The organism is Pseudomonas sp. NPDC089547, from assembly GCF_050280665.1.
Lineage (GTDB): Bacteria > Pseudomonadota > Gammaproteobacteria > Pseudomonadales > Pseudomonadaceae > Aquipseudomonas.
In genome coordinates this window covers 34,743-56,211 of sequence record NZ_JBNNVS010000038.1, presented here as the reverse complement: position 1 = coordinate 56,211, position 21,469 = coordinate 34,743, and the positions used below count along the sequence as shown (strand labels likewise).

Here is a 21,469-nt window from a genome sequence, read left to right as displayed (position 1 = left end):
CGGGGCCGATTTGGGCCCAAGCGCGACACAAGGCCGCTCCTACAAGGGTTATGCATTCCCCTGTAGGAGCGGCCTTGTGTCGCGATGGGCTGCAAAGCAGCCCCAGGTTCCCGGTAGCGCGGATCAGCGATCCGGCAGGGTAATGTTCAGCTCCAGAATCGAGCAGCTGCCCTGGTTTTCCAGCTCGATATGCACGTCATCGTTGCCGATGTTCACATACTTGCGGATCACTTCCAGAAGTTCTTTCTGCAGCGCCGGCAAATAGTCCGGTTCGCTGCGTTGGCCGCGCTCGTGCGCCACGATGATCTGTAGACGCTCTTTCGCTACCGACGCGCTGGTCTGTTTCTGTCTGCCACGAAAGAAGTCAAAAAGGTTCATGGTTTACTTGCCTCCAAACAGACGCGCGAAGAATCCTTGCTTCGGCACTTCGATGAACCGCAGGGGTTTTTCTTTACCCAGCAGACGGTCGACGGTATCGCTGTAGGCCTGGCCGGCATCGCTCTGGTCGTCGAGGATGACCGGGATACCCTGGTTGGAAGCCTTGAGCACGGCCTGGGACTCGGGGATAACGCCCTTGAGCTTGATTGCCAGGATTTCTTCGACGTCGGCGATGCTCAGCATTTCGCCCTTTTCCACACGCTCTGGGTGGTAGCGGGTGATCAGCAGGTGTTCCTTGATCGGCTCTTCGCCGTTTTCCGAGCGGCGCGACTTGCTCGACAGGATGCCCAGCATGCGGTCGGAGTCGCGTACCGAGGAAACCTCAGGGTTGGTAACCACGATGGCTTCGTCAGCGAAGTACATGGCCAGGTGCGCGCCTTTCTCGATACCGGCTGGCGAATCGCAGATCACGTAATCGAACTGTTCTTTCAGTTCCATCAGGACCTTTTCCACGCCTTCCTGGGTCAGCGCGTCTTTGTCGCGGGTCTGGCTGGCGGCCAGCACGAACAGGTTTTCCAGGCGCTTGTCCTTGATCAGCGCCTGCTGCAGGTTGGCTTCGCCGTTGACCACGTTGACGAAGTCGTACACCACGCGGCGTTCGCAGCCCATGATCAGGTCGAGGTTACGCAGGCCCACGTCGAAGTCGACGATGACGGTCTTGTGGCCACGCAGTGCGAGGCCGGTACCAATGGCGGCGCTGGTGGTGGTCTTGCCCACACCCCCCTTGCCGGAAGTAACCACGAGAATCTTGGCCAAGGTGTTTCACCCCTAAAATGATCGGGACACGAGTCCCTGCAAATAACTGAAATAGCGTAAATAACGGCAACGGTAAAAAAGTTGCTCTAAAAATGCTGGCAAGTATCCGTTAAAGACGGGTGATGTTCAACACGTCACCAGACAAGCTGACTTGCACACCGAAACCCCACAGCGGGTCGCGGCGCAGGTCTTCGCAGACCTTGTACTGGCCGGCGATGGAGACCATTTCGGCGGTCATCTGCTGGCAGAAGATACGGGCCTTGGTGTTGCCTTTGATGCCGGCCAGGGCCCGGCCGCGCATGGCGCCGTACACATGGATGTTGCCATCTGCCAGAAGTTCCGCACCCGGGCTGACCGAGGCGGTGACGATCAGGTCGCCACCCTGGGCGTAGATCTGCTGGCCGCCCCGTACCGGCGAGGTAATGATGCGGGTCGGGCGCACCTCGGGCTCGGGGGCGGGTGGTGGCGCCGGGGCTGGCTCGGGCTTTTTGACCACCTCGGGTTCAGGGTCCAGCGGCCGTTCGCGTGCCCCGGACGGTGGCAGTACCGGCAGGTCGATGGCGATGGCGGCAGCGATGTCCTCGATGCGGTTGGCGCGGATGGCCAGGGTACGCAGGCCATGGTGGCGGCAGATCCGCATCAAGCCGGGCAGGTCGATCGCCCCTTCGTCGGCCGGCAGCTTGTCCAGCGCCAGCACCAGCGGCGTGTTGCTGAAGAAGTTGGGCGCCTGGGCGACTTTGGCCGCCAGCTGGCGGTCAAGGGCTTCAAGGTCATTGCGCGCCAGTTCCAGCACTGTAATGGCGAGCATGCTGCCCTTGAGCTGGAACACGGAGGCGGTGTCGGGTGTGTGGTTTGGGCTCATGGTCTGCATAGACGGCTTGTTGCGAAAAAAGTGCCCTGACTTATAACGAGAACACCGGTTGCCCGCAACATACGCTGATCCGTTGTAGAATGCGCAGCCTTTGTCTTTCCGGAAGCTTCAATGGAACGCCCGCGTTTTCGTCCCTATTACCTTCACCCCAAGTTCTGGGGCCTGTGGCTGGGCCTGGGCCTGCTGTGGCTGGTGGTCCAGTTGCCGTATCGGGTGCTGTTGAAAGTCGGTGCCGCGCTGGGGGCGGTGATGTACCGCTTTGCCGGCGAGCGGCGGCGCATTGCCGCGCGCAACCTGGAGCTGTGCTTCCCGGAGCTGTCGGTCGACGAGCGGCAGCGTTTGCTCAAGGCCAACTTCGCCTCTACCGGCATCGCCTTCTTCGAAATGGCCATGAGCTGGTGGTGGCCCAAGGCCAGGCTGGCGCGCCTGGCCCATATCGAGGGGCTAGAGCACTTGCAGGCCGCCCAGCAGGCGGGGCAGGGCGCCATCCTTATGGCGGTACACTTCACCACGCTGGAAATCGGCGCTGCACTGCTCGGCCAGCAGCACACCATCGACGGCATGTACCGTGAGCATGGTAACGCACTGTTCGACTTCATCCAGCGTAGCGGCCGTGAGCGCCATAACCTCGACTCGTTGGCGGTGGAGCGTGAAGACGTGCGCGGCATGCTCAAGCTGCTGCGTTCGGGCCGCGCGATCTGGTACGCACCGGATCAGGACTACGGCGCCAAACAGAGCATTTTCGTACCGCTGTTCGGCATCCAGGCGGCGACGGTAACCGCCACTACCAAGTTTGCCCGGCTGGGCAAGGCACAGGTGATTCCGTTTACCCAGAGGCGCCTGGAGGATGGCAGCGGCTATCGTCTGGTTATTCACCCGCCATTGGCGGACTTCCCGGGCGAAAGCGAAGAGGCCGATTGCCTGCGCATCAACCAGTGGGTGGAAGGCGTGTTACGCGAGTGCCCCGAGCAATACCTGTGGGCGCACCGCCGGTTCAAGTCGCGGCCCGAAGGGGCGCCGCGGCTGTACGACAAGAAAAAGCGCTGAACCTTGTGTAAGCAGGTCTGGCCTCTTCGCGGGTAAACCCGCTCCCACAGGAGTAACACAGGTCCTGAATATTGTGGGGTCCCTGTGGGAGCGGGTTTACCCGCGAAAGGGCCGGGCCTGAAAACAGCTGATCCAGGAAGGACTCCATGGCCCCACCCCCGGTAACCGGTCTTATCCTTTCTGGCGGCGGCGCCCGCGCCGCCTATCAGGTCGGCGTACTGGCCGGCATCGCCGAGCTGCTGCCGGCCGGCGCGCACAACCCCTTTCCAGTCATCGTCGGCACCTCTGCCGGGGCCATCAACGCCGTTACCCTGGCCAGCGGCGCTACCCACTTCAACGATGCCGTGCAGCGGCTCACCGCCTTCTGGCAGAATTTCCGCAGCCAGCTGGTCATCCGCAGCGACTGGCCCGGGGTAGTGCGCCAGGCCAGCCGCTTCGTCGGCCACAGCCTGCTCGGGCTGGGCGGGCAGGCGCCAGTGGCACTGCTGGACAGCAGCCCACTGCGCAGCCTGTTGCAAGCCCACCTGAACCTGGAGGGTATCGGCCATTCCCTGGCCGCCGAGCAACTGCGTGCCGTGGCAGTCACCGCCTTTGGGTATGAGTCTGGCCAGGCGGTCACCTTCTACCAGGGCCGCGGCACCATCGAAGCCTGGTTGCGCCATCGCCGCATCGGCGTACCCACGCCATTGACCATCGACCACCTGCTGGCCAGTGCGGCGATCCCGCTGCTGTTCGCGCCGGTACAGTTGGGTGACGAATACTACGGTGATGGCGCGGTGCGCCAGTCGGCGCCGATCAGCCCGGCCCTGCACCTGGGCGCCAGCCGCGTGCTGGTGGTCGGGGTCAGTGGCAACCCGCAGCGGCCAGCGCCGCCGTTGCCGACCCAGCGGGTGTTCAGCGGGCAGCAGCCGAGCCTGGCGCAGATTGGCGGGCACATGCTCAACAGCACGTTCATCGACAGCCTGGAGGATGACATCGAGCTGTTGCAGCGGCTCAATCATCTGAGCCGGTTGCTACCGGCGCACCTGGATGCCCGGCGCCTGGGGCTGGCGCCGATCGACGTGCTGGTAGTGGCGCCCAGCCAGCTACTGGACGAAATCGCCGCCCGGCATCGGCGCGAGTTGCCAGCGGCGTTGCGCCTGTTCCTGCGAGGGCCGGGGGCGACGCGTACCAGTGGGGCGGGGGTGTTGAGCTATTTGCTGTTCGAGGCGAGCTATTGCAGTGAGCTGATCGAACTGGGGCGGCGCGATGCCTTGGCCAAGAAGCGGGAGCTGTGCCAGTTCCTGGGAATATGACCTGCAGACGCAGTCCCCTGTAGGAGCGGCCTTGTGTCGCGAAAGGGCCGCATAGCGGCCCCGGCGATATCTGTTGCGAAGCTGAAATCCTGGGGGCGCTTCGCACCCCTTTCGCGACACAAGGCCGCTCCTACAGGGATCGAGTCAGCTGCACATCCGCTTACTCGGCTATCTGCAACTTGCGCGCCTGGGTATACACATACCGCACTTTCTCGTACTCGAACGGCGAGTTCAGCTGGCCATAGCGGAAGTTGGTGGTATAGCGCTTGTCCACCACTTTCAAGGCAAAGATTTCCGGGTGGTCGGTGCTGGCTTCGGCCACGTTCAGGTAGTTGATGGCTTGCTCGCCCGCATAGTCCACCACCAGGCCGGTGGTATCACGCAGGTTCGATGGGCCCAGCACCGGCAGCATCAGGTACGGCCCCTCAGGTACGCCATAGAAACCCAGGGTCTGGCCAAAGTCTTCGCTCTGGCGCGGCAGGCCCATGCTGGTCGCCGGGTCCCACAGCCCACCTACACCGATGATGGTGTTGAACATCAGCCGTGCGGTGATCTCCGCCGAGCGCTTGGCCTTGAGCTGCAACACGCTGTTGAACAGGTTCGGCACATCACCAATGTTGTTGAAGAAGTTGCTCACCCCCGTGCGCACAAAGCGCGGGGTGACGTACTGGTAACCGCTTACCAGCGGCAGCAGCACCCATTGGTCCAGCCGGTAGTTGAAGTGATAGACGCGCCGGTTGATCGACTCCAGCGGGTCGTACACGTTCAGCGCCTCCAGGGTAGAGCGCTCGAACTCGCGCTGGTCCAGCCCCGGGTTGAATTTCAGCTCGCGCAGCGGGTCGATGAAGCCATCGGCTTCGGGCACCAGAGGGGCGGTCCCCACGACCTGCGGGTCGGCCTCCACTACGCTGGCCCGTGGGGCGGTTTCGGCTGCCTGGGTGTGGCCGGCGGCAAGCAGGGCAGTGGCGAAGAGGAGTTTGTTAACCACGGAAGAACTCCAGCATGGCGTCGCTGTTGACGCGGTAATTGAGGTTGCCGCAATGGCCGCCATGGGGGTAAAGGGTCAGGCGCTCACCAAACACTTTGCGTAGGAACCCGATATCGCCAGGGCCGAGGATGACGTCGTCGGCGTTGTGCATCACGGCAATCTTGTCACTGCTTTGCAGGTAGTCGGCCAGGGCATACAGGCTCACCTGGTTGGTCAGTTGCAAAATGCTGTTGCCGCCGGTGCGGGCGCGCCACATCGGGATTACCTGCTCGGTCATGTAGCAGTCGAAGTCGCATTGCAGGGCGCGCTTGAAGAATGGCGTGAGGCTGCTGCCCTCGGTGATCGGGAACTTCGGTGGAATGATCAGGCCGCGACGGTTGATCAGGTCGGAGGTAAAGGCAATGTCGGCCGCCGAGAAGCGGAACGAGGTGCCGATCAGCATGGCCATCTGTTCGTTGGACAAGTGCTGTTTCGATTGCTGGAAGTCGTACAGCAGGGCGTCGTTGAGGTCGATGTAGCCCTTGTCCTGGAAGTAACGCGTAAGCTTCTGCAGCATCAGCTCATAGAACGTGGTGCTGCGGTCGATGCCCTTGACCTGGGTTTGCACCAGTTTGTCGAGGTTGTTGATCGAGGTGTACAGGTTGACCGGCGGGTTGAGCAGCAGCACGCGCTTGAAGTTGAAGCTGCGGCGGGTTTCGTCCAAATGGCTGACAAAGGCCGCATCGAGCGCGCCCAGGCTGTAGCCGGTGAGGAAGAACTCGCTGATTGGCAAGCGCGGGTGCTGGGCGCGCACGGCCTGCATCACCCGGTACATGTCTTCGGCGTCTTCCTGGCTGACACCGGGGGTGGCAAAACGCGAGGCGGCGCTCATGAAGTCGTAGCTGGTGGGCGACGACAGCTGCACCACGTGGAAGCCGGCCTGGTAGAACAGCTTCTTCAGGTACTCGTTGATGCTGCTGCTGTAGGGCGCGCCGGTGCCCGCGATGATGAAGATCAGCGGTGCCTCGTGGTCCTGGCGGGCCATGCGGTACTTGAGCTTTTTCACCGCCCAGAAGTTGTCGGGCAGGGTGAACTCGCGCTCCGGGCGCAGGTTCAGGCTGTAGTCGGACTGGTTGATTTCGTCGTCGCTGGGCAGGGTCGGGCGCTGCTCCGGCGGCGTAGTGGCGATGGTCGCCTCGAACGGGTTGGTCAAGGGGTAGCCGTAGCTCGCGGCGTCGATATCCCGCGCCGAAGCGGCCACAGCCATGAGCAGGCTGCCGAGCAAGGCAGCGAGGCGCAAAGATCGAAGCATGTAATCCCCCAAAAGAACGCAAGGTCGAGCAGTGTGCAGGCTAGGACCACATCAACGCGGGCAAAGTTGCCTGGCGCGGTGGCCTTTGGTGTGCTGGTTATCTGCAACATAGCTGCAGGGTTGTGATTTTGCCTTACAACCGGGCATAAGCGATCATGGATGCTTTCGATTACCGCTATTGGAGAACAGGATGTCTCGTTCGCTACCGGCTGCGCTACTGGTGCTTTGTATCGGGCTGTGGCTCGCGGCCAGTTATGGCGTGCGCTATGGGCTGATGGAGGATGGCCAGTGGGTTGGGTTGTGCACGGTGCCGGCGGCGTACTGGCAGTGTGAGGTGCGTTCGTTGCTGGGGTTGGGCATTCACCACCAGGTGCTGGCCTGGAGCGGGTTGGGCCTGGCGCTGCTGGCGCAGGTGGTTGCCGGCCGTGCCGGCTGGTGGCTGGCGGTGGTGGCCCTGGTGTTCGCGGTGCCGGCGCTGGTGCTGTATACCGCCAGCATTGCCGTGTTTGCGCTGGTGCTGGCGGGGCTGCGTCTTGTAAGAGAAGGCAAAGCGACGCGGTCCCTGTAGGAGCGGCCTTGTGTCGCGATGGGCCGCAAAGCGGCCCCGGCAATCTGTGCTGCTGCATGAATCGTGGGGCCGCTTTGCGGCCCATCGCGACACAAGGCCGCTCCTACACGGACCGCGCCGGCTGTAGAAGCGGGCTTAGCCGCAAACTCCGCCACAAGGCCGCCGTCATCAGCACACTCACCACTGCCCAACCCCAGGCCTGCCGGTTCTCCAGCCCCTCCACAAACAACTGCGGCGCCACCCCGGCTCCGACGATGAACGCCAGCAGCGCCACCTCTGCCCGCCGCGCCCGCACCGGCCACAGCACATACACCAGCGCCGGCAACGCCAGTGCCGCACTGGGGAAGCTACGGTAGCGTGGGTCGAACACCATCGCCAGCATGTTCACCGCCGCGGCAAAGCCTGCCGCCAGCAACAGCCAGCCGGCCCGTGCCTGCAGCCAGGCGAACAAGCGCTCGCGCCAACCGGCGCGCTGCGCCAGGGCCAGCAGGGCATGGGCCAGCACCAGCAGGTTCAGCCCGGCCAGTGCAACTGCCCACAGCCACTCCCCGGCAAAGCGTGCATGGGTACGCATCAGTTCACCCCACAAGCCCAGGCAGCCCGCGCCAAACGCCGCCAGCAACGGCAGCAGCAAGGCTGCCTGCGCGCTAACAGGGCGCCCGGCCAGCACCAGCATGACCAACATCAGCATTGCACTGGCCAGCAACCATTGCGGCCAGTAATGCAGATTGCTCACCGGCCCTTCCAGCACGCCCTTGTCCTGCCGGTCGGCGTCGTACAACCCCCAGTACCCGCCCACTGCACCTTCGTTGGCGCGCTTCCACGGCTGATCGAATGCTTCGATCAGGTTGTAATGCCAACCGTTGCTCTCGGCCATGGCCACAAAGCCACGAATGAAGCGCGCTTCGTTGACCCGGCTGGGTACGGCGGTCTCGCGCTGGCGGCCTTCGCTGGGCCAGCCGGTTTCGCCAATCACGATGTCCTTGGGCGCAAAGCGCGTGCCGAATACCCGGCGGACATCGGCCACGTGGGCCAGGGCGTCGTCGATGCCGCGTGGGTCGTCTTCCCAGTAGGGCAGCAGGTGGATGGTCAGGAAATCCACCGCCGGGGCAATCTGCGGGTGCTGCAACCAGAATTCCCAGACATCCGCGTAGGTCACCGGCACCTTCACCTGGCTTTTCACCCGGGCGATCAGCTTGGCCAGGTGTGCACCGGTCACCTCTTTGCGCAGCAACGTTTCGTTGCCCACGATCACCGCGCTGACCACATCGGGGTTGGCGTTGGCGGTGGCGATCAGCAGCTCGATTTCCTTGTCGGTGTCTGCCGGGTGGGCGTTCACCCAGGCGCCCAGCATCACTTTCAGGCCATGTTTGCGGGCCAGCGCGGGGATTGCCTCAAGACCGGTCATGGAATAGGTGCGGATGCACTGGAATCGCTCGGCCAGCAACGCCAGGTCGGCGTCCATGCGGGCCGGGCGCAGGCGAAACGGCTGGTCGTAGGGCGACTGGTCCTTGTCGAACGGCGTGTAGGACGCGCACTGCAACTTGTGTGTCGGGCTGGCCGCATCGGGCAGGTGCACCGGCTTGCCAAGCCCGTACCAGAGCCCGGCGAGCCCGAGCAGGGCCAATAGGCAGGCAAGCAGGTACAGCGGCAACAGCAAGCGGGCAGAACTGGGCATCGGGCGGTCCATCGTCAGGCGCAAAAGGGTAGATAGTAGCCCGGCGCCAAAGCTTTGGCATGCAAGGATCGCGCAGGCCGCTGTAGGCCGATGGCGCTAATGGCACAGTGCTGTCGCATATGGGGCGGGTACAGGTCGTAGCTGGATCAGGTCGCCCGCTGTTGCAGGCAGATGATGCAATCTCCAAGACCTGACGAGGGGATGCTTTGATGGCAACTTTGAAAAAAATGCGACGTTTCCTGGGTGTAGGCACCGCCCTGGTACTGGGAATGAGCGCAGCACAGGCAATGGCCAAAGAAGTAAGCATCGGTTACGTGGATGGCTGGGCCGACAGTGTGGCCACCACCAACGTGGCTGCAGAAGTGATCAAGCAGAAGCTTGGCTACGACGTGAAGTTGCAGGCCGTGGCCACGGGGATCATGTGGCAGGGCGTGGCAACTGGCAAGCTTGACGCCATGTTGTCGGCCTGGCTGCCAGTGACCCACGGCGAGTACTGGGCCAAGAACAAGGACAACGTGGTCGACTACGGCGCCAACTTCAAGGACGCCAAGATCGGCCTGATCGTCCCCGAGTACGTCAAGGCGGTGAGCATTGCCGACCTCAAGACCGACAGCAGCTTCAAGCAGAAAATCGTCGGCATTGACGCCGGCTCCGGCGTGATGCTCAAGACCGACCAGGCGATCAAGGACTACGACCTCACCGGCTACAAGCTGCAGGCCAGTTCCGGCGCGGCCATGACCGCAGAGCTGGGCCGTGCCTATGCCAAGCAGCAGTCGATTGCGGTAACCGGGTGGGTGCCGCACTGGATGTTCGCCAAGTGGAAGCTGAAGTTCCTCGAAGACCCGAAAGGCGTGTATGGCGCGGCAGAAACCGTGAACAGCATCGGCAGCAAGGAACTGGCCACCAAGGCGCCGGAAGTGGCGGAGTTCCTGAAGAAGTTCAGCTGGCAGTCCAAGGATGAGATTGGCGAGGTGATGCTGGCGATTCAGGAAGGGGCCAAGCCTGAAGCGGCGGCCAAGGACTGGGTGGCCAAGCACCCTGATCGTGTGAAGGAGTGGACTGGCAAGTAAGAACTTCAGGGCCAGTTTTGCTGCTTCGCGGGCTTGCCCGCTCCCACAGGTGTATCACTGCCCTCAGGCCTTGTGATCCCCCTGTGGGAGCGGGCAAGCCCGCGAAAGGGCCGGCACTTTGTTACGCAATCGGTAAAACACCGTTGCATCTAAGACTAAGGTCGTCTGGTTGCCGTCCAACAGCCGCATAAAGTAAGGGCGTGGGTTTCATCCCCTACCTGTGCTGCTAGGACAAAAACAATGAACGACAGCATTTACCTCTCGATACAAAACAGCCCCCGCTTCAAGGAGCTGGTCACCAAACGCGAACGGTTCGCCTGGATACTCTCGGCGATCATGCTCGGCCTGTACTGCGCCTTCATCCTCCTGATCGCCTACGGTCCTCAAGTGCTCGGCGCCAAGCTAAGCCCTGAGTCATCGATTACCTGGGGCATTCCCCTGGGCGTCGGCCTGATCGTTTCGGCATTCGTCCTGACCGCCATCTACGTACGCCGCGCCAACGGCGAATTCGATGAGCTGAACAAGGCCATCCTGAAGGAGGCGCAACAATGATTCGCCACGCCAAAGCCCTGGCCGTACTGGCCTGCGGAGCCTTCGCACCCGCCGTGTGGGCCGCCGATGCCCTGACCGGCGAGGTGCAGAAACAACCGCTTAACGTTTCCGCCATCGCCATGTTCGTGGCCTTCGTCGCCTTCACCCTCGGCATTACCTACTGGGCCTCCAAACGCAACAAGTCGGCGTCGGACTACTACGCTGCCGGCGGCAAGATCACCGGCTTCCAGAACGGCCTGGCAATCGCTGGCGACTACATGTCGGCAGCCTCCTTCCTGGGTATTTCCGCGCTGGTGTTCACCTCGGGCTACGACGGCCTGATCTACTCGATCGGCTTTCTGGTCGGTTGGCCGATCATTCTGTTCCTGATCGCCGAGCGCCTGCGCAACCTGGGCAAGTACACCTTCGCTGACGTCGCCTCGTACCGCCTCGGGCAGAAGGAAATCCGCACCCTGTCGGCCTCGGGTTCGCTGGTGGTGGTGGCCTTCTACCTGATCGCGCAGATGGTCGGCGCCGGCAAGCTGATAGAGCTGCTGTTCGGCCTGGACTACCACGTGGCGGTGATCCTGGTGGGTATCCTGATGTGCCTGTACGTGCTGTTTGGCGGCATGCTGGCCACCACCTGGGTACAGATCATCAAGGCCGTGCTGTTGCTGTCCGGTGCCAGCTTCATGGCGCTGATGGTGATGAAGCACGTGGGCTTCGACTTCAACACGCTGTTCTCCGAAGCGATCAAGGTACACGCCAAGGGCGAGGCAATCATGAGCCCGGGTGGCCTGGTCAAGGACCCGATCTCGGCCTTCTCGCTGGGCCTGGCGCTGATGTTCGGTACCGCTGGCCTGCCGCATATCCTGATGCGCTTCTTCACCGTCAGTGACGCTAAAGAGGCGCGCAAGAGCGTGCTGTACGCCACCGGCTTCATCGGCTACTTCTACATCCTTACCTTCATCATCGGCTTTGGCGCCATCCTGCTGGTCAGCACCAACCCGGACTTCAAAGACGCCGCAGGCGCCTTGCTGGGCGGCAACAACATGGCGGCAGTGCACCTGGCCAATGCCGTGGGTGGCAGCGTGTTCCTCGGCTTTATCTCGGCGGTCGCCTTTGCCACCATCCTGGCAGTGGTTGCGGGCCTGACCCTGGCCGGTGCCTCGGCGGTGTCCCACGACCTGTACGCCAGCGTGTGGCGCAAGGGCAAGGCCAACGACAAGGACGAGATCCGCGTGTCGAAGATCACCACCGTCGCCCTGGGCGTGCTGGCGATCGGCCTGGGCATCCTGTTCGAGAAACAGAACATCGCCTTCATGGTTGGCCTGGCGTTCTCCATTGCCGCCAGCTGCAACTTCCCGGTACTGCTGCTCTCGATGTACTGGAAGAAGCTGACCACCCGCGGCGCCATGATTGGCGGCTGGCTGGGCCTGGTAAGTGCGGTGACGCTGATGATCCTCGGCCCGACCATCTGGGTACAGATCCTCGGCCACGAGAAAGCCATCTACCCGTACGAGTACCCGGCACTGTTCTCGATGGCGATTGCCTTCGTCAGCATCTGGTTCTTCTCGATCACCGACAAGTCCAAGGCGGCTGATGACGAGCGTGCGAAATTCTTCCCGCAGTTCGTGCGTTCGCAGACTGGTTTGGGTGCCAGCGGGGCGGTTTCCCACTGATGTTGTAGCTGCCAAACCGTGAAACGCACAACGCCCCGCTAGCCGGGGCGTTGTGCGTTTCACGGTTTGGCAGCGCATAGTGGCAAAATGAATTTGCTTGGGAAATTTCCTAAATTCGCTCGGAACGGTCCTAATCATTCCGCGCCAGCGTTCACGAATAATCGCCTCCACTGATCGGGCAGTCGCCCGTCAGCCAGTGATTCCTTCAAGGAGATTTGATTCGTGAAACGTATGTTCTTCGCCCTTCCGCTGGCCCTGCTTTTCGCCGGCGCGGCCCACGCGGTCGACCCGATTGAAAAACAGGTGCAGGTAACCGCCCAGGTACCGACCGATGCCTTCTTCGTCGAGCCGGTTGGCGGCAACTGGATGAACGACCCTCAGGAGTTGGGCTGGAACCCCTACCAAGCCAAGCTCGAGCCAATCCGCAAGGAACTGCAAGTCAAAAGCACCGTCGGCCCTATCACCGCCTACCTGGTATCGCCTGCCGTGATTGCCAATGGCACCAACAACATCGGCCTGGACGTCAAGGTTGGCGACACCGTATTGCAGACCACGCCAAACGAAGTGGTAAGCGCCAGCCAGGCGGCACCGGGGGCGATCATTGGCTTTGAAGTCGCCGCACAACCGGCACCCGCCGCCGGCTACGAGCCAGGCAACTACCAGGGCCTGGTCAGCATGATCTTCGAAACCGCCGCGCCCTGATTCACCCTCACCGTTCATCCGTTGTTGCCTGCTCCTGCCCTCGGCCCCTGCCGCGGGGCGGGCAGGTATTGCCTGCAAGCGACACTCATGACCAGATACTTCCCGTTACGTGCGCTGTACCGCAGCCTGCCGGTGGCAGCCTGCCTGGCCGTTGCACCTGTGAATGGCCAGGCAGCGCCTGCGGCGTTCGGCGGCACCGAAGGCCTGCCGCGAGAATTCGAGGCGCACTTCTATGAAGTACCGCTGGCCGTCAGGGTGGACCTGGACGGCCGCTACCTGGGCGATGCCATGGTGGTGCTAAGCCGCGATCAGCGCGTGCAGTTGCTGGAATTTACCGAAACCCTCGACAGCCGTGAGCCGGAGAGCCTGCGGCGGCGCTGGCGCGAACGCCTGGTCGACGGCCGGCCACTGGGCGACTGCGAGGTGGATTGCCCCGATGGTTTGCGCGCAGTGCATTACAGCCTGGTCAACTCGCAGCTGTCACTGCTCACCGACCAGGCCGAAGCATCAACGGCAGGCGAGCGTTACCACCGGCTTCCCGAACAAGGCAGCTACGGCCTGTTGCTGCGTAACCAGCTCAACCTGGTGAATGACGGCCGCGCCACCAGCGGGCGCTATGCGCTGCAAGGGCAGGGCAGCCTGGGTAACTGGACAACCTTGGCCGATGGCCAGCTCGACCGTGGCAGCGACAGCCAGCAGAGCACGCGTTACCGGGTTGACCAGCTGTATGGGGAGCGTCTTGTACAAGATCACTTCTACCGACTTGGCTATTTCACCCCCAGTGCCCAAGGCCTGACCCGCCAGCCACGGCTGATGGGCACCAGCCCAGACACCACGCTGGGGCTGATGTTTGGCAGCAGCGACAGCCTGGCCATCGACAATGGCGCGCCCAGTGCGACGCCCATCTACGTCACCCCCAATCGCCCCGCCGTGGCGGAGATCTACCGCAATGGGGTGCTGATCAACAGCCAGCCGGTGCAGCCAGGCCTGCAGACGCTGGACAGCAAAGTGCTGCCCGGTGGCATCTATGAAGTGGAAATACGCCTGGTCGAGGATGGCCAGGTCACTTCGCGCAGCCAGGCGTTCATCTACAAACCCAGCAACTGGCGCAGCACCGATGCCCCGTGGCGCTACAACCTGTACCTGGGCCGGCAGAGCAGCGTGCTCAGCAACTGGCAGCACGACGCCGATGACAGCCTGGCCGCAGGCGTGCTGGCCAACTACCTGCTACACCCGCGGGCTATCGTCGGCCTGTCGGCGCAGCGCATCGACGAGACCCTGCAATACGGAACCTCGCTGGACTGGGATGTACGCGACCGCTTCAAACTGTACGGCAACCTGTTCCGGGCCGAGGGCTACGGCAACGGTTACGACCTGCAACTGATCCATGCCGGGGAAAGCAGCTCGTTGGTAGCTAGCCAGAGCAGCACCTGGCTGGCGCGCCCGGAGTCGCTGCGCGAGGCCCGTGAACCGACCAACTGGCAGGCCCGGCAAACGCAGACGTCACTGTCGTACAACCACCGCCTGGACCCGCGCAATACCGCCAGTGTGCGTGTGTCGCACAGCACCGGATCCAGCGCGGGTACGGGGGTGGACCTGGGCTGGTCGTACTTCGGCCAGTTACTGGGTTCGCAGGCCAACTGGCGCCTGTCGCTGTTCGACCGGCCGGGCAACGCTGGCACCGGCGAGGCCCGCAGCCGCGGTGTCAACCTGAGCCTCAGCATGAGCCTGGGCGGCACGGGCGGCCGGCGCCTGTCGGCCAGCGTCGGCACCCGTACCGCACGCGACGGCGGGCGTGACCTGAATGCCGCGTTGGCCTACCAACAGGACGTCGACCTCGGCCCGCTGCGCAGCGTTGGCCTGACCGCCAGCGCCGACCGCTATGGTGCCGGCTTGGGGGGCGACACGCAGTTTGAAAACCAGCAGTTGCATGGCGATGCCTACTTCCAGCGCTCTTCGTACAACGGTGAGTTCAGCGGCGGCCTCAACCTTGAAAGCATGCTGGCGGTGGGGGCCGGCAAGGCAGCGGTGAGTGGCCAGTACCTGCCCCACCAGGCGGGGATTATCGTCGACGTGGAAAGCGACATCGCAGGGCTGAAGCTGCGTGCAGACGACCGTCATGGCGGTACTGCCAACTTGCGGCCCGGGCGCAACGTTGTGCCGGTGGCGGCGTACAAGGCCGGCCATGTGCAGTTCGACCTCGAAGGTACGGACGCCACCGCAGCCGTAATCCAGCCGTCCAGCGTGGACTACCACCTGAACCGTGGCGGCATCGCCTACCGGCAACTGCGGGTACTGCGCACCCTGACCGTGATCGGCCGCCTGCTCGACAGCCATGGGCAGCCGCTGCGCGGTGCCCAGGTGATCAACCACGCCAGCCGCAGTGTCAGCGAAGCCGATGGCTTTTTCGCCGTGGAGATGAGCGAGTCTACCCCCACCCTGGAAATTCGCCAGCAAGGGGAGGCCGTATGCCTGCTGACGCTGGACCTGGCGCAACTGGCGCGTGAAGACGATGTGCTGTTGGCCGGCGACCAGCGTTGCACGCCAGCAAGCCTGGCCAAGGCTGGCGCCGCAGGTAGCGAGCGCGGCAGGAGCTAGACCTTGATCAGACACAGAGCCGCCCTACCGTCAGTTCAGACGGGTCCTACAACTCCTACGAGGGCAGCCGTTTTACGGTATGCCCATCGCTGCACTTACCCAAGGAGCCTTCAACCGTGAATATCCATCGCCTGATTGCCCTGGCACTGCTGGTTGCGCCACTGGCCACCCACGCAGCCCCCGAGCTCAATGTCGGTGCGCTCTATGATTACCTTGACGGTGGCAAGAGCACCTTGCTTAAACGGGTGCGCAACGGCGGCGACACAACCGCCTTCGTCAAGGTCAGCGTCGCCGAGCTGGTGTACGACAGCGATGGCAATGCCCGCGAAGTCAATACCGATGGCCTGCCGCTGGAGCAGCGCGGCCTGGTGGCCAGCCCGGCGCGGCTGATCGTGCCGGCCCAGGGTATGCAGGCCGTGCGTTTGCTGTACCGCGGTGAGCGCGACAAAGAGCGTTACTTCCGCTTGCGCTTCGTGCCGGTATTGCCAGAGCTGGGCGATGGCTTTGCCGTCGATGCACAGGAGGCCGAACAGTACCGCGAACACCTCAAGGCCGGGGTCAACCTGCTGGCAGGCTACGGCTCGTTGTTGTTCGTGCGGCCGGCCGAGGTGCAATTCCAGACGCCGGTGCAGCGCCAGGGCGGCAAGCTCACGGTCAGCAACCAGGGTAACAGCACCGTGGTGCTGGACCAGTTCCGCCAGTGCCAGTCTGCCGGTGAGGCGTGTGAACCGGCGACCAAGCATCACTTGCTGCCTGGGCGTACCCGAGAGTTCGAAGGGCAGGCGGGCAAATTGCACCAGTTCGAGTTGCATGAAGGGTCAACGTTGACCGCGATGGCGGTGGAAGGATGAGGCCGGCCAAGGGCATGGCGGCATTGGCCAGTCTGCGCAATGCCCTGGCGCTGGCGATGTTGTTGCTGGCGCCACTGGCCAGCGCGATTGAGTTGACGATTACGGCGCAATACCGGGGGGGTGGTTCGGGGCGGTTCGAAAACACCACGCCGCCCGGCCATATGTGTGAGCGCTGGCCCTTGTCGTGCCGGGGTAGGACCACTGTCGATCTGCCTATCAGCTTTACCAAAAAAACAGTGAAAGGCGCGCCGGACTGGCGTGACAGGGGCTTCTTGCAGGCCCCTGCCGCGCGGGAAATCGATGTTTATCATGAATCTGGCGAGCCGCGCCGCATGCGCTTCAAGTGGGAACTGTTGAGCTTCGCCGCGTACAGTCCCCGCCTTGACCGCAACCCTTTCTGGAGCCAGTTGGGAGGTGGTTGCACCAGCGGCGGCCAAAGTGGCGGCTGGGCAAATGGCCGAGCCGCGCGCGCTATTTTTCTGTCCAATCCTGATGCCCCCGAGCCGTGCTGGACTGACAGCACTTATGCACCCGAGGGCACGGTCATGACGGTCAACATGACTGAGTTCGCCGCCGCCTTCGTGCTGGATATGCCACCGCCTTACCGCCTCAGGTCTGGCATCTATCGCGGTACAACTACTTACCGCATCGGCCCGGGTGGTGATTTCGACTTCGGCAACGATGTCACCGACTTGAGTACCGATACCCTTACCCTCAATTTCGAGCTGGATGTTCAGCATCCCTTCCTTGTCGAGTTTCCACCTGGCTCCGAGCGCGCCGTGCTCGAACCCAAAGGGGGGTGGCAGGCCTGGCTGTCCGGCGGCAAAGCGCCCGGGCGGCTTTACCGAGACCTGCCGTTCCGCTTGTGGTCGACCGGCCCGTTCAAGGCCTACAAGCTGTGCCAGTACGACAGCGGCGCGGGTTGCGCGATCCGCAATGACAACAACGAAAATGCAGCCGTGCAGGTCAGCCTGAGCCTGCCGCCCGGTGTGCAGTACCTCGGCAACCCGGTCCAGCACCTGGCCTTGCCGACCGGTCGGCATGCTGCGCTGCATTTCGAGGCATCGATGCCGACCATCAATCGCCCGGGCCAACTGCATTTCGAGGCTGGCCGCGACGAGGTGCAGGGCATGCTCAAGAACCCGGGGCAGACCTACACCGGGCAAGTCACCGTGATCTTCGATGCTGAGTTATGACGTGGCATTTTCCAGGAGCAAGCCATGCACAAGGTCCTGGTGGTAGACGACCACCCGTTCATCCGCGCCACCGTGTGCATGCTGCTGCGCAAGGAGCGGCTCGATGTCGTCGGCCAGACCGACAACGGCATCGATGCGGTGCGCCTGGTGCGTGAGCTGGGCCCGGACCTGGTAATCCTCGACATCGCCATGCCTGGGCTGGATGGGCTTGAGGTGATTGCCCGGCTCAAGGCCGTGACCCAGCCGCCCAAGGTCCTGGTGCTGACGTCGCAATTGCCCGAGGCCTATTCGCTGCGTTGCATGCAGGCCGGCGCGGCAGGCTTCGTGGCCAAGACCGATGAGCTGGACGAGCTGGGCAAGGCAGTGCGCGCCGCGCTGTCGGGCTATACCTATTTCCCCGAGGTGGCGCTGAGTTCGGTGCACAAGCAGGACCTCAAGTACACGGACGCGCAATGCATTGCCTCGTTGACCGACCGCGAGCTGATGGTCTTGCAACAGCTGGCCCGCGGGCTTAGCAACAAAGCAATCGGCGAGGCCATGCTGCTGAGCAACAAGACCATCAGCACCTACAAGGCCCGGCTCATGGAAAAACTGCGGGTCAACTCGCTGATCGACCTGGCGGACTTCGCCCGTCGCAATGCGCTGCTCTAGTCGCTACCCGTGCCAATCCGAACCTTGCTGCTGTGGCTGCTGTATTGCCTTAGTCCATTATCCGTCCTCGCCGCACCGCAGCTGTACACCCGTGGCGTGGAGGCGGGTGCCCCTGCGTCGCTGGCCGTCGCAGACCTGCGCTGGTTGTGGGAGAAGCGCCAGCTGAACCTGGGCGTCATCGGCCGCGACAATCCACCCTTCGACATGCTCGGCACCGGTCATGCCTACGAAGGCATCAGCGCCGAGTACGCCAGTCTGCTGGGCGAGAAGCTTGGCCTGGAAGTACGCCTGAAAGTATTCGACACGTACAGCGCAGCGTTTGCTGCCTTGCGCGCGGGGGCTGTCGACATGGTCAGCTCGGTATCCGCAGAACAGGCGCAAGCGGCAGATCTGCATGTGTCTACCCCCTACATCATCGACCAGCCACTGCTGTTGGCCAGCGAGCGCGGTGTCAGTGGCGGCAGCGAAGGCACTCGGTTGCTGATGGTCGACGGTTATCGACCATTGCCACTGTTGCAGCGCGAACACCCCAATGCACGGATACTGCTTCACCCAACACCTTACAGCGCCCTGGCGGCGTTACAGCTCGGGGAAGCCGAGCTGTACCTCGGCAGTGGCTTGGGCACTCGCTACCTCTTGGCCCGCGGGCAGTTGCCCGGCATCGAAGCCGTCGAGTGGCCAGATTTGCCAGCTCAGGCCTTGGGCTTTGCCATGCTCGACAACGAAGGCCCACTCCCCCGGTTGGTCGACGCCGTTTTGCAAGGCCTTGACGAGCAGCAGCATGCCCGCATTCGCGGGTATTGGAGCCCCCAGCTTGCCAGCCCGGGCAAACTCGTGCGGGTTGAACTCACCGAAGCACAGCAGCGCTGGCTGGCGACAAACCCCGTAGTCAAAGTGTTGCTCGGCGAGCAGCAGCTTCCGTTGAGCTACCGCGATGGGCATGGCCAATTGCGCGGTTTGAGCCTGGACGTGCTGGACCGCATCAGCCGCCTCACCGGCTTGCGCTTCGAGGTACAGGCGGGCAGCGATGCCCAGCGCATGATCGAGCAGGTACGCGGGGGCCAGGCCGACCTGGTTGCCGGCCTGGCATATAGCCCCGCACACGCCCGCCAACTGCGGTTCAGCCGTGCTTACTTGAGCGCTGCGCAGGTGTTGGTAACGCGTAACGAGGCGGTAGCGCCCGGCAGCCTGGAGCCGTTCGACAGGCAGGTGCTGGCACTTGACCAGGCACGCTCGCTGGTTGCGCGTCACTCCCCTGGCAGGCTGCGTATCACTGCCAGCCTTGCGCTGCCACCGGTGCATTTCGCCTTTGCTGGCAGCCACGCTGACGAACAGCTATTGGGTATTGTCGATAAGGCCTTGCTCGCACTGCCACCGGCGGAAATGGAGGCAATGGTGCGACGCTGGCGTAACCCGACGATCGTTGACGATGGTTTCTTGCACCGCTATGGCGGTCGCGTGCTGGCGGGGTTTGCCACCACGTGTAGCCTGTTGCTGCTGGCCCTGCTGTGGGTCCGCTACCTGCGCCGGATGCAGGTGCAACTGCGGCGCGCAAAACGTGACGCTGATGCGGCCAACCAGGCCAAGACGCAGTTCCTTGCCGCCATGAGCCATGAAATCCGCACACCGTTGCATGCCCTGCTGGGTATGCTGGAGCTTGCCCGACGTAAAGCCGGGCAGGGCGAACTGGACCACCTGGCCATTGAAGTGGCGGCTGATGCCGCCATGGGGCTACAAGAGCTGATAGGGGATGTGCTCGATATCACACGCATCGAAACCGGCCAGCTGCAGCTGGTACTGGTGCCTGTGAGCCTGCGTGAGCAGGTGGCGCGGGTTGTGCAGCTGTTCGAGCAGCAGGCACACGGCAAAGGGCTTGCCCTGAACGTGGTGTGCAAAGGCGCGGTGAACAGCTGGGTCATGCTTGACCCGGTGCGTTTCAAACAGGTGCTGGCCAACCTGGTCAACAATGCGATCAAGTTTACCCCCCAAGGCGAGGTGTTGGTGAGCCTGAGCATGCAGGCTGCTGCCGGCCGGGCAAGCGTGTTGCTGGAAGTTGCAGACACCGGCATCGGTATTGCCCAGTCCGAGCTGGCAAGCCTTGGCCAACCGTTTCACCAGGCCAGCAATCAGCGCCAGTCACCGCGTAGCAGTACAGGGCTGGGGCTTGGCATCAGCCGCAGTTTGTGTGAAATGCTCGGCGGGCAGTTGCGTTTGCACAGCGTGCTGGGCCAAGGCACGCGGATTGAAATCCGCCTTGACCTGATGCTGGCAGCTGCGCCGGTGGTGGCTGCCTCGGTGCTGCCGCAGGGTGATCCAGCCAGGTTGGCAGGCTTGCGCGTGCTGGTCGTCGATGACTATCCCGCCAACCGCTTGTTGCTGGCGCACCAGCTGGAGTTTCTTGGCCATGAGGTCCAGGTTGCCGAGGATGGCGATCAGGCCCTGCGCCTGTGGTTGCGGCACCCGTTCGATGTGGTCATCAGCGATTGCAACATGCCCAGGCTTGGTGGTTTTGCGCTGGCCCGGGCAATTCGCGAACACGAGCGCCGCAGGGGCCTGCCACGTTGTCGGGTGGTGGGGCTCACCGCCAGCGCCATGCAGGCGGAGCGCCGCCGCGCCAGAGCAGCAGGTATGGACCATTGCCTGTTCAAGCCGCTGGACCTGGATACACTCAAGCAGACATTGCGTGCCTGCCAGCCGACCGGTCAGGGGCCGCCAATTGTCGATCTGGCACATCTGCATAAACTGGTCTGTGGCGACCAGGCAGTATTGGTGGCCCTGATGGCCGACCTCGCCAAAAGCAACAGGGAGGATCTGACAAAGCTTGCCGCGTCGTTACACCAGCCGTCGGCGCTTGCCGAGCTGGCCCACAGGGTAAAAGGTGCAGCGCGCATCGCACCGGGGCACGCCTTGATAGCGTTGTGTGAACGGCTTGAAGCGCAGTGCGGGCACTCCCCGCCGGACCCTTTGCAGGTGCGCCGGGCAGCCCTCGCGCTGAAGGACGCGATGCTGCGCCTGGATCGCTGGCTCGCCAGCTACCTCGCGCAGCACGCGGACTTGCCTGGAACCCCGCCGCCAGGCGGGATGGCTCATATCATGCCTAACAGCAGCAGCACGAGCAGGATGACCAGCACCACGCCGACAATACCGGACGGGCCGTAGCCCCAGCTGCGCGAGTGTGGGAAGACCGGTAAGCCACCGATCAGCAGCAGGATCAGGATGATGATGAGGATCGTGGTCATGGTGGAGTCCTTGCGTG

19 protein-coding genes are annotated in these 21,469 nt (G+C 63.2%); 12 read left to right on the top strand and 7 right to left on the bottom strand.

Translation table 11 applies throughout. The features are described from left to right. Positions 1 to 123: 123 nt before the first annotated feature. The 3 genes from minE to minC form a co-directional block, all read right to left on the bottom strand. A complete protein-coding gene (gene minE, locus ACQKPZ_RS21670) occupies positions 124 to 378 on the bottom strand; it encodes a cell division topological specificity factor MinE (protein WP_003252572.1) in 255 nt (84 codons plus the stop codon). A gap of 3 nt (positions 379 to 381) precedes the next feature. Then, positions 382 to 1,194, bottom strand: a complete 813-nt coding sequence (minD, locus tag ACQKPZ_RS21665; protein WP_054893840.1) for a septum site-determining protein MinD — start codon at positions 1,192 to 1,194, stop codon at positions 382 to 384. A 109-nt stretch (positions 1,195 to 1,303) separates the two neighbouring features. Beyond that, entirely contained in the window at positions 1,304 to 2,065 is a 762-nt protein-coding gene (minC, locus tag ACQKPZ_RS21660) for a septum site-determining protein MinC (protein WP_403202372.1), read from the bottom strand. A 111-nt stretch (positions 2,066 to 2,176) separates the two neighbouring features. On the opposite strand from minC, the gene ACQKPZ_RS21655 reads away from it, so the two are divergent. Both ACQKPZ_RS21655 and ACQKPZ_RS21650 read left to right on the top strand, forming a co-directional pair. Beyond that, entirely contained in the window at positions 2,177 to 3,112 is a 936-nt protein-coding gene (locus tag ACQKPZ_RS21655) for a lipid A biosynthesis lauroyl acyltransferase (protein ID WP_427542020.1), read from the top strand. 146 nt (positions 3,113 to 3,258) lie between these two features. Then, positions 3,259 to 4,407 carry a patatin-like phospholipase family protein gene (locus ACQKPZ_RS21650; protein ID WP_427542017.1) on the top strand — a complete coding sequence of 383 codons (1,149 nt, stop codon included), beginning with the start codon at positions 3,259 to 3,261 and terminating at the stop codon, positions 4,405 to 4,407. 160 nt (positions 4,408 to 4,567) lie between these two features. Here ACQKPZ_RS21650 and ACQKPZ_RS21645 read toward each other — a convergent pair whose 3' ends face one another. Continuing rightward, the gene (locus tag ACQKPZ_RS21645) at positions 4,568 to 5,395 is read right to left on the bottom strand and encodes an MlaA family lipoprotein (protein ID WP_427542014.1); all 828 of its coding nucleotides are present in this window, start codon (positions 5,393 to 5,395) and stop codon (positions 4,568 to 4,570) included. Further along, positions 5,388 to 6,686, bottom strand: a complete 1,299-nt coding sequence (locus tag ACQKPZ_RS21640; RefSeq protein WP_427542011.1) for a serine/threonine protein kinase — start codon at positions 6,684 to 6,686, stop codon at positions 5,388 to 5,390. The genes ACQKPZ_RS21645 and ACQKPZ_RS21640 overlap by 8 nt, the downstream gene beginning before the upstream one ends. Positions 6,687 to 6,876: 190 nt before the next feature. Here ACQKPZ_RS21640 and ACQKPZ_RS21635 point away from each other — a divergent pair, with 190 nt between their 5' ends. Continuing rightward, positions 6,877 to 7,254 (top strand): hypothetical protein, encoded by a 378-nt coding sequence (locus tag ACQKPZ_RS21635; RefSeq protein ID WP_427542008.1) that lies wholly within the window; start codon positions 6,877 to 6,879, stop codon positions 7,252 to 7,254. Between the two features lie 103 nt (positions 7,255 to 7,357). Here ACQKPZ_RS21635 and ACQKPZ_RS21630 read toward each other — a convergent pair whose 3' ends face one another. Next, positions 7,358 to 8,944, bottom strand: a complete 1,587-nt coding sequence (locus ACQKPZ_RS21630) for a beta (1-6) glucans synthase (protein ID WP_427542005.1) — start codon at positions 8,942 to 8,944, stop codon at positions 7,358 to 7,360. A gap of 197 nt (positions 8,945 to 9,141) precedes the next feature. On the opposite strand from ACQKPZ_RS21630, the gene ACQKPZ_RS21625 reads away from it, so the two are divergent. From ACQKPZ_RS21625 to ACQKPZ_RS21585, 9 genes are all read left to right on the top strand, one after another. Then, positions 9,142 to 10,002 carry a glycine betaine ABC transporter substrate-binding protein gene (locus ACQKPZ_RS21625; protein ID WP_427542002.1) on the top strand — a complete coding sequence of 287 codons (861 nt, stop codon included), beginning with the start codon at positions 9,142 to 9,144 and terminating at the stop codon, positions 10,000 to 10,002. A 240-nt stretch (positions 10,003 to 10,242) separates the two neighbouring features. Further along, positions 10,243 to 10,554 (top strand): DUF485 domain-containing protein, encoded by a 312-nt coding sequence (locus ACQKPZ_RS21620; RefSeq protein WP_016715535.1) that lies wholly within the window; start codon positions 10,243 to 10,245, stop codon positions 10,552 to 10,554. Continuing rightward, positions 10,551 to 12,215 carry a cation acetate symporter gene (locus tag ACQKPZ_RS21615; protein WP_427541999.1) on the top strand — a complete coding sequence of 555 codons (1,665 nt, stop codon included), beginning with the start codon at positions 10,551 to 10,553 and terminating at the stop codon, positions 12,213 to 12,215. Before ACQKPZ_RS21620 ends, ACQKPZ_RS21615 begins: the two co-directional genes overlap by 4 nt. Before the next feature lie 222 nt (positions 12,216 to 12,437). Then, positions 12,438 to 12,917: a CS1 type fimbrial major subunit gene (locus ACQKPZ_RS21610; protein WP_427541996.1), complete on the top strand. Its 480-nt coding sequence runs from the start codon at positions 12,438 to 12,440 to the stop codon at positions 12,915 to 12,917. An 87-nt stretch (positions 12,918 to 13,004) separates the two neighbouring features. Next, on the top strand, positions 13,005 to 15,515 hold the full coding sequence (locus tag ACQKPZ_RS21605) for a CS1-pili formation C-terminal domain-containing protein (protein ID WP_427541993.1): 2,511 nt from the start codon (positions 13,005 to 13,007) through the stop codon (positions 15,513 to 15,515). Between the two features lie 116 nt (positions 15,516 to 15,631). Further along, positions 15,632 to 16,366: a molecular chaperone gene (locus tag ACQKPZ_RS21600; protein ID WP_427541990.1), complete on the top strand. Its 735-nt coding sequence runs from the start codon at positions 15,632 to 15,634 to the stop codon at positions 16,364 to 16,366. 14 nt (positions 16,367 to 16,380) lie between these two features. After that, a complete protein-coding gene (locus ACQKPZ_RS21595; RefSeq protein ID WP_427541987.1) occupies positions 16,381 to 17,562 on the top strand; it encodes a hypothetical protein in 1,182 nt (393 codons plus the stop codon). A 24-nt stretch (positions 17,563 to 17,586) separates the two neighbouring features. Continuing rightward, a complete protein-coding gene (locus ACQKPZ_RS21590) occupies positions 17,587 to 18,213 on the top strand; it encodes a response regulator (RefSeq protein WP_427541984.1) in 627 nt (208 codons plus the stop codon). Positions 18,214 to 18,222: 9 nt separating this feature from the next. After that, a complete protein-coding gene (locus ACQKPZ_RS21585; RefSeq protein WP_427541981.1) occupies positions 18,223 to 21,372 on the top strand; it encodes a transporter substrate-binding domain-containing protein in 3,150 nt (1,049 codons plus the stop codon). Here the strand turns inward: ACQKPZ_RS21585 and ACQKPZ_RS21580 are convergent. Next, positions 21,300 to 21,452 carry a DUF3309 family protein gene (locus tag ACQKPZ_RS21580; protein ID WP_012271016.1) on the bottom strand — a complete coding sequence of 51 codons (153 nt, stop codon included), beginning with the start codon at positions 21,450 to 21,452 and terminating at the stop codon, positions 21,300 to 21,302. The genes ACQKPZ_RS21585 and ACQKPZ_RS21580 overlap by 73 nt on opposite strands. Positions 21,453 to 21,469 lie beyond the last annotated feature (17 nt).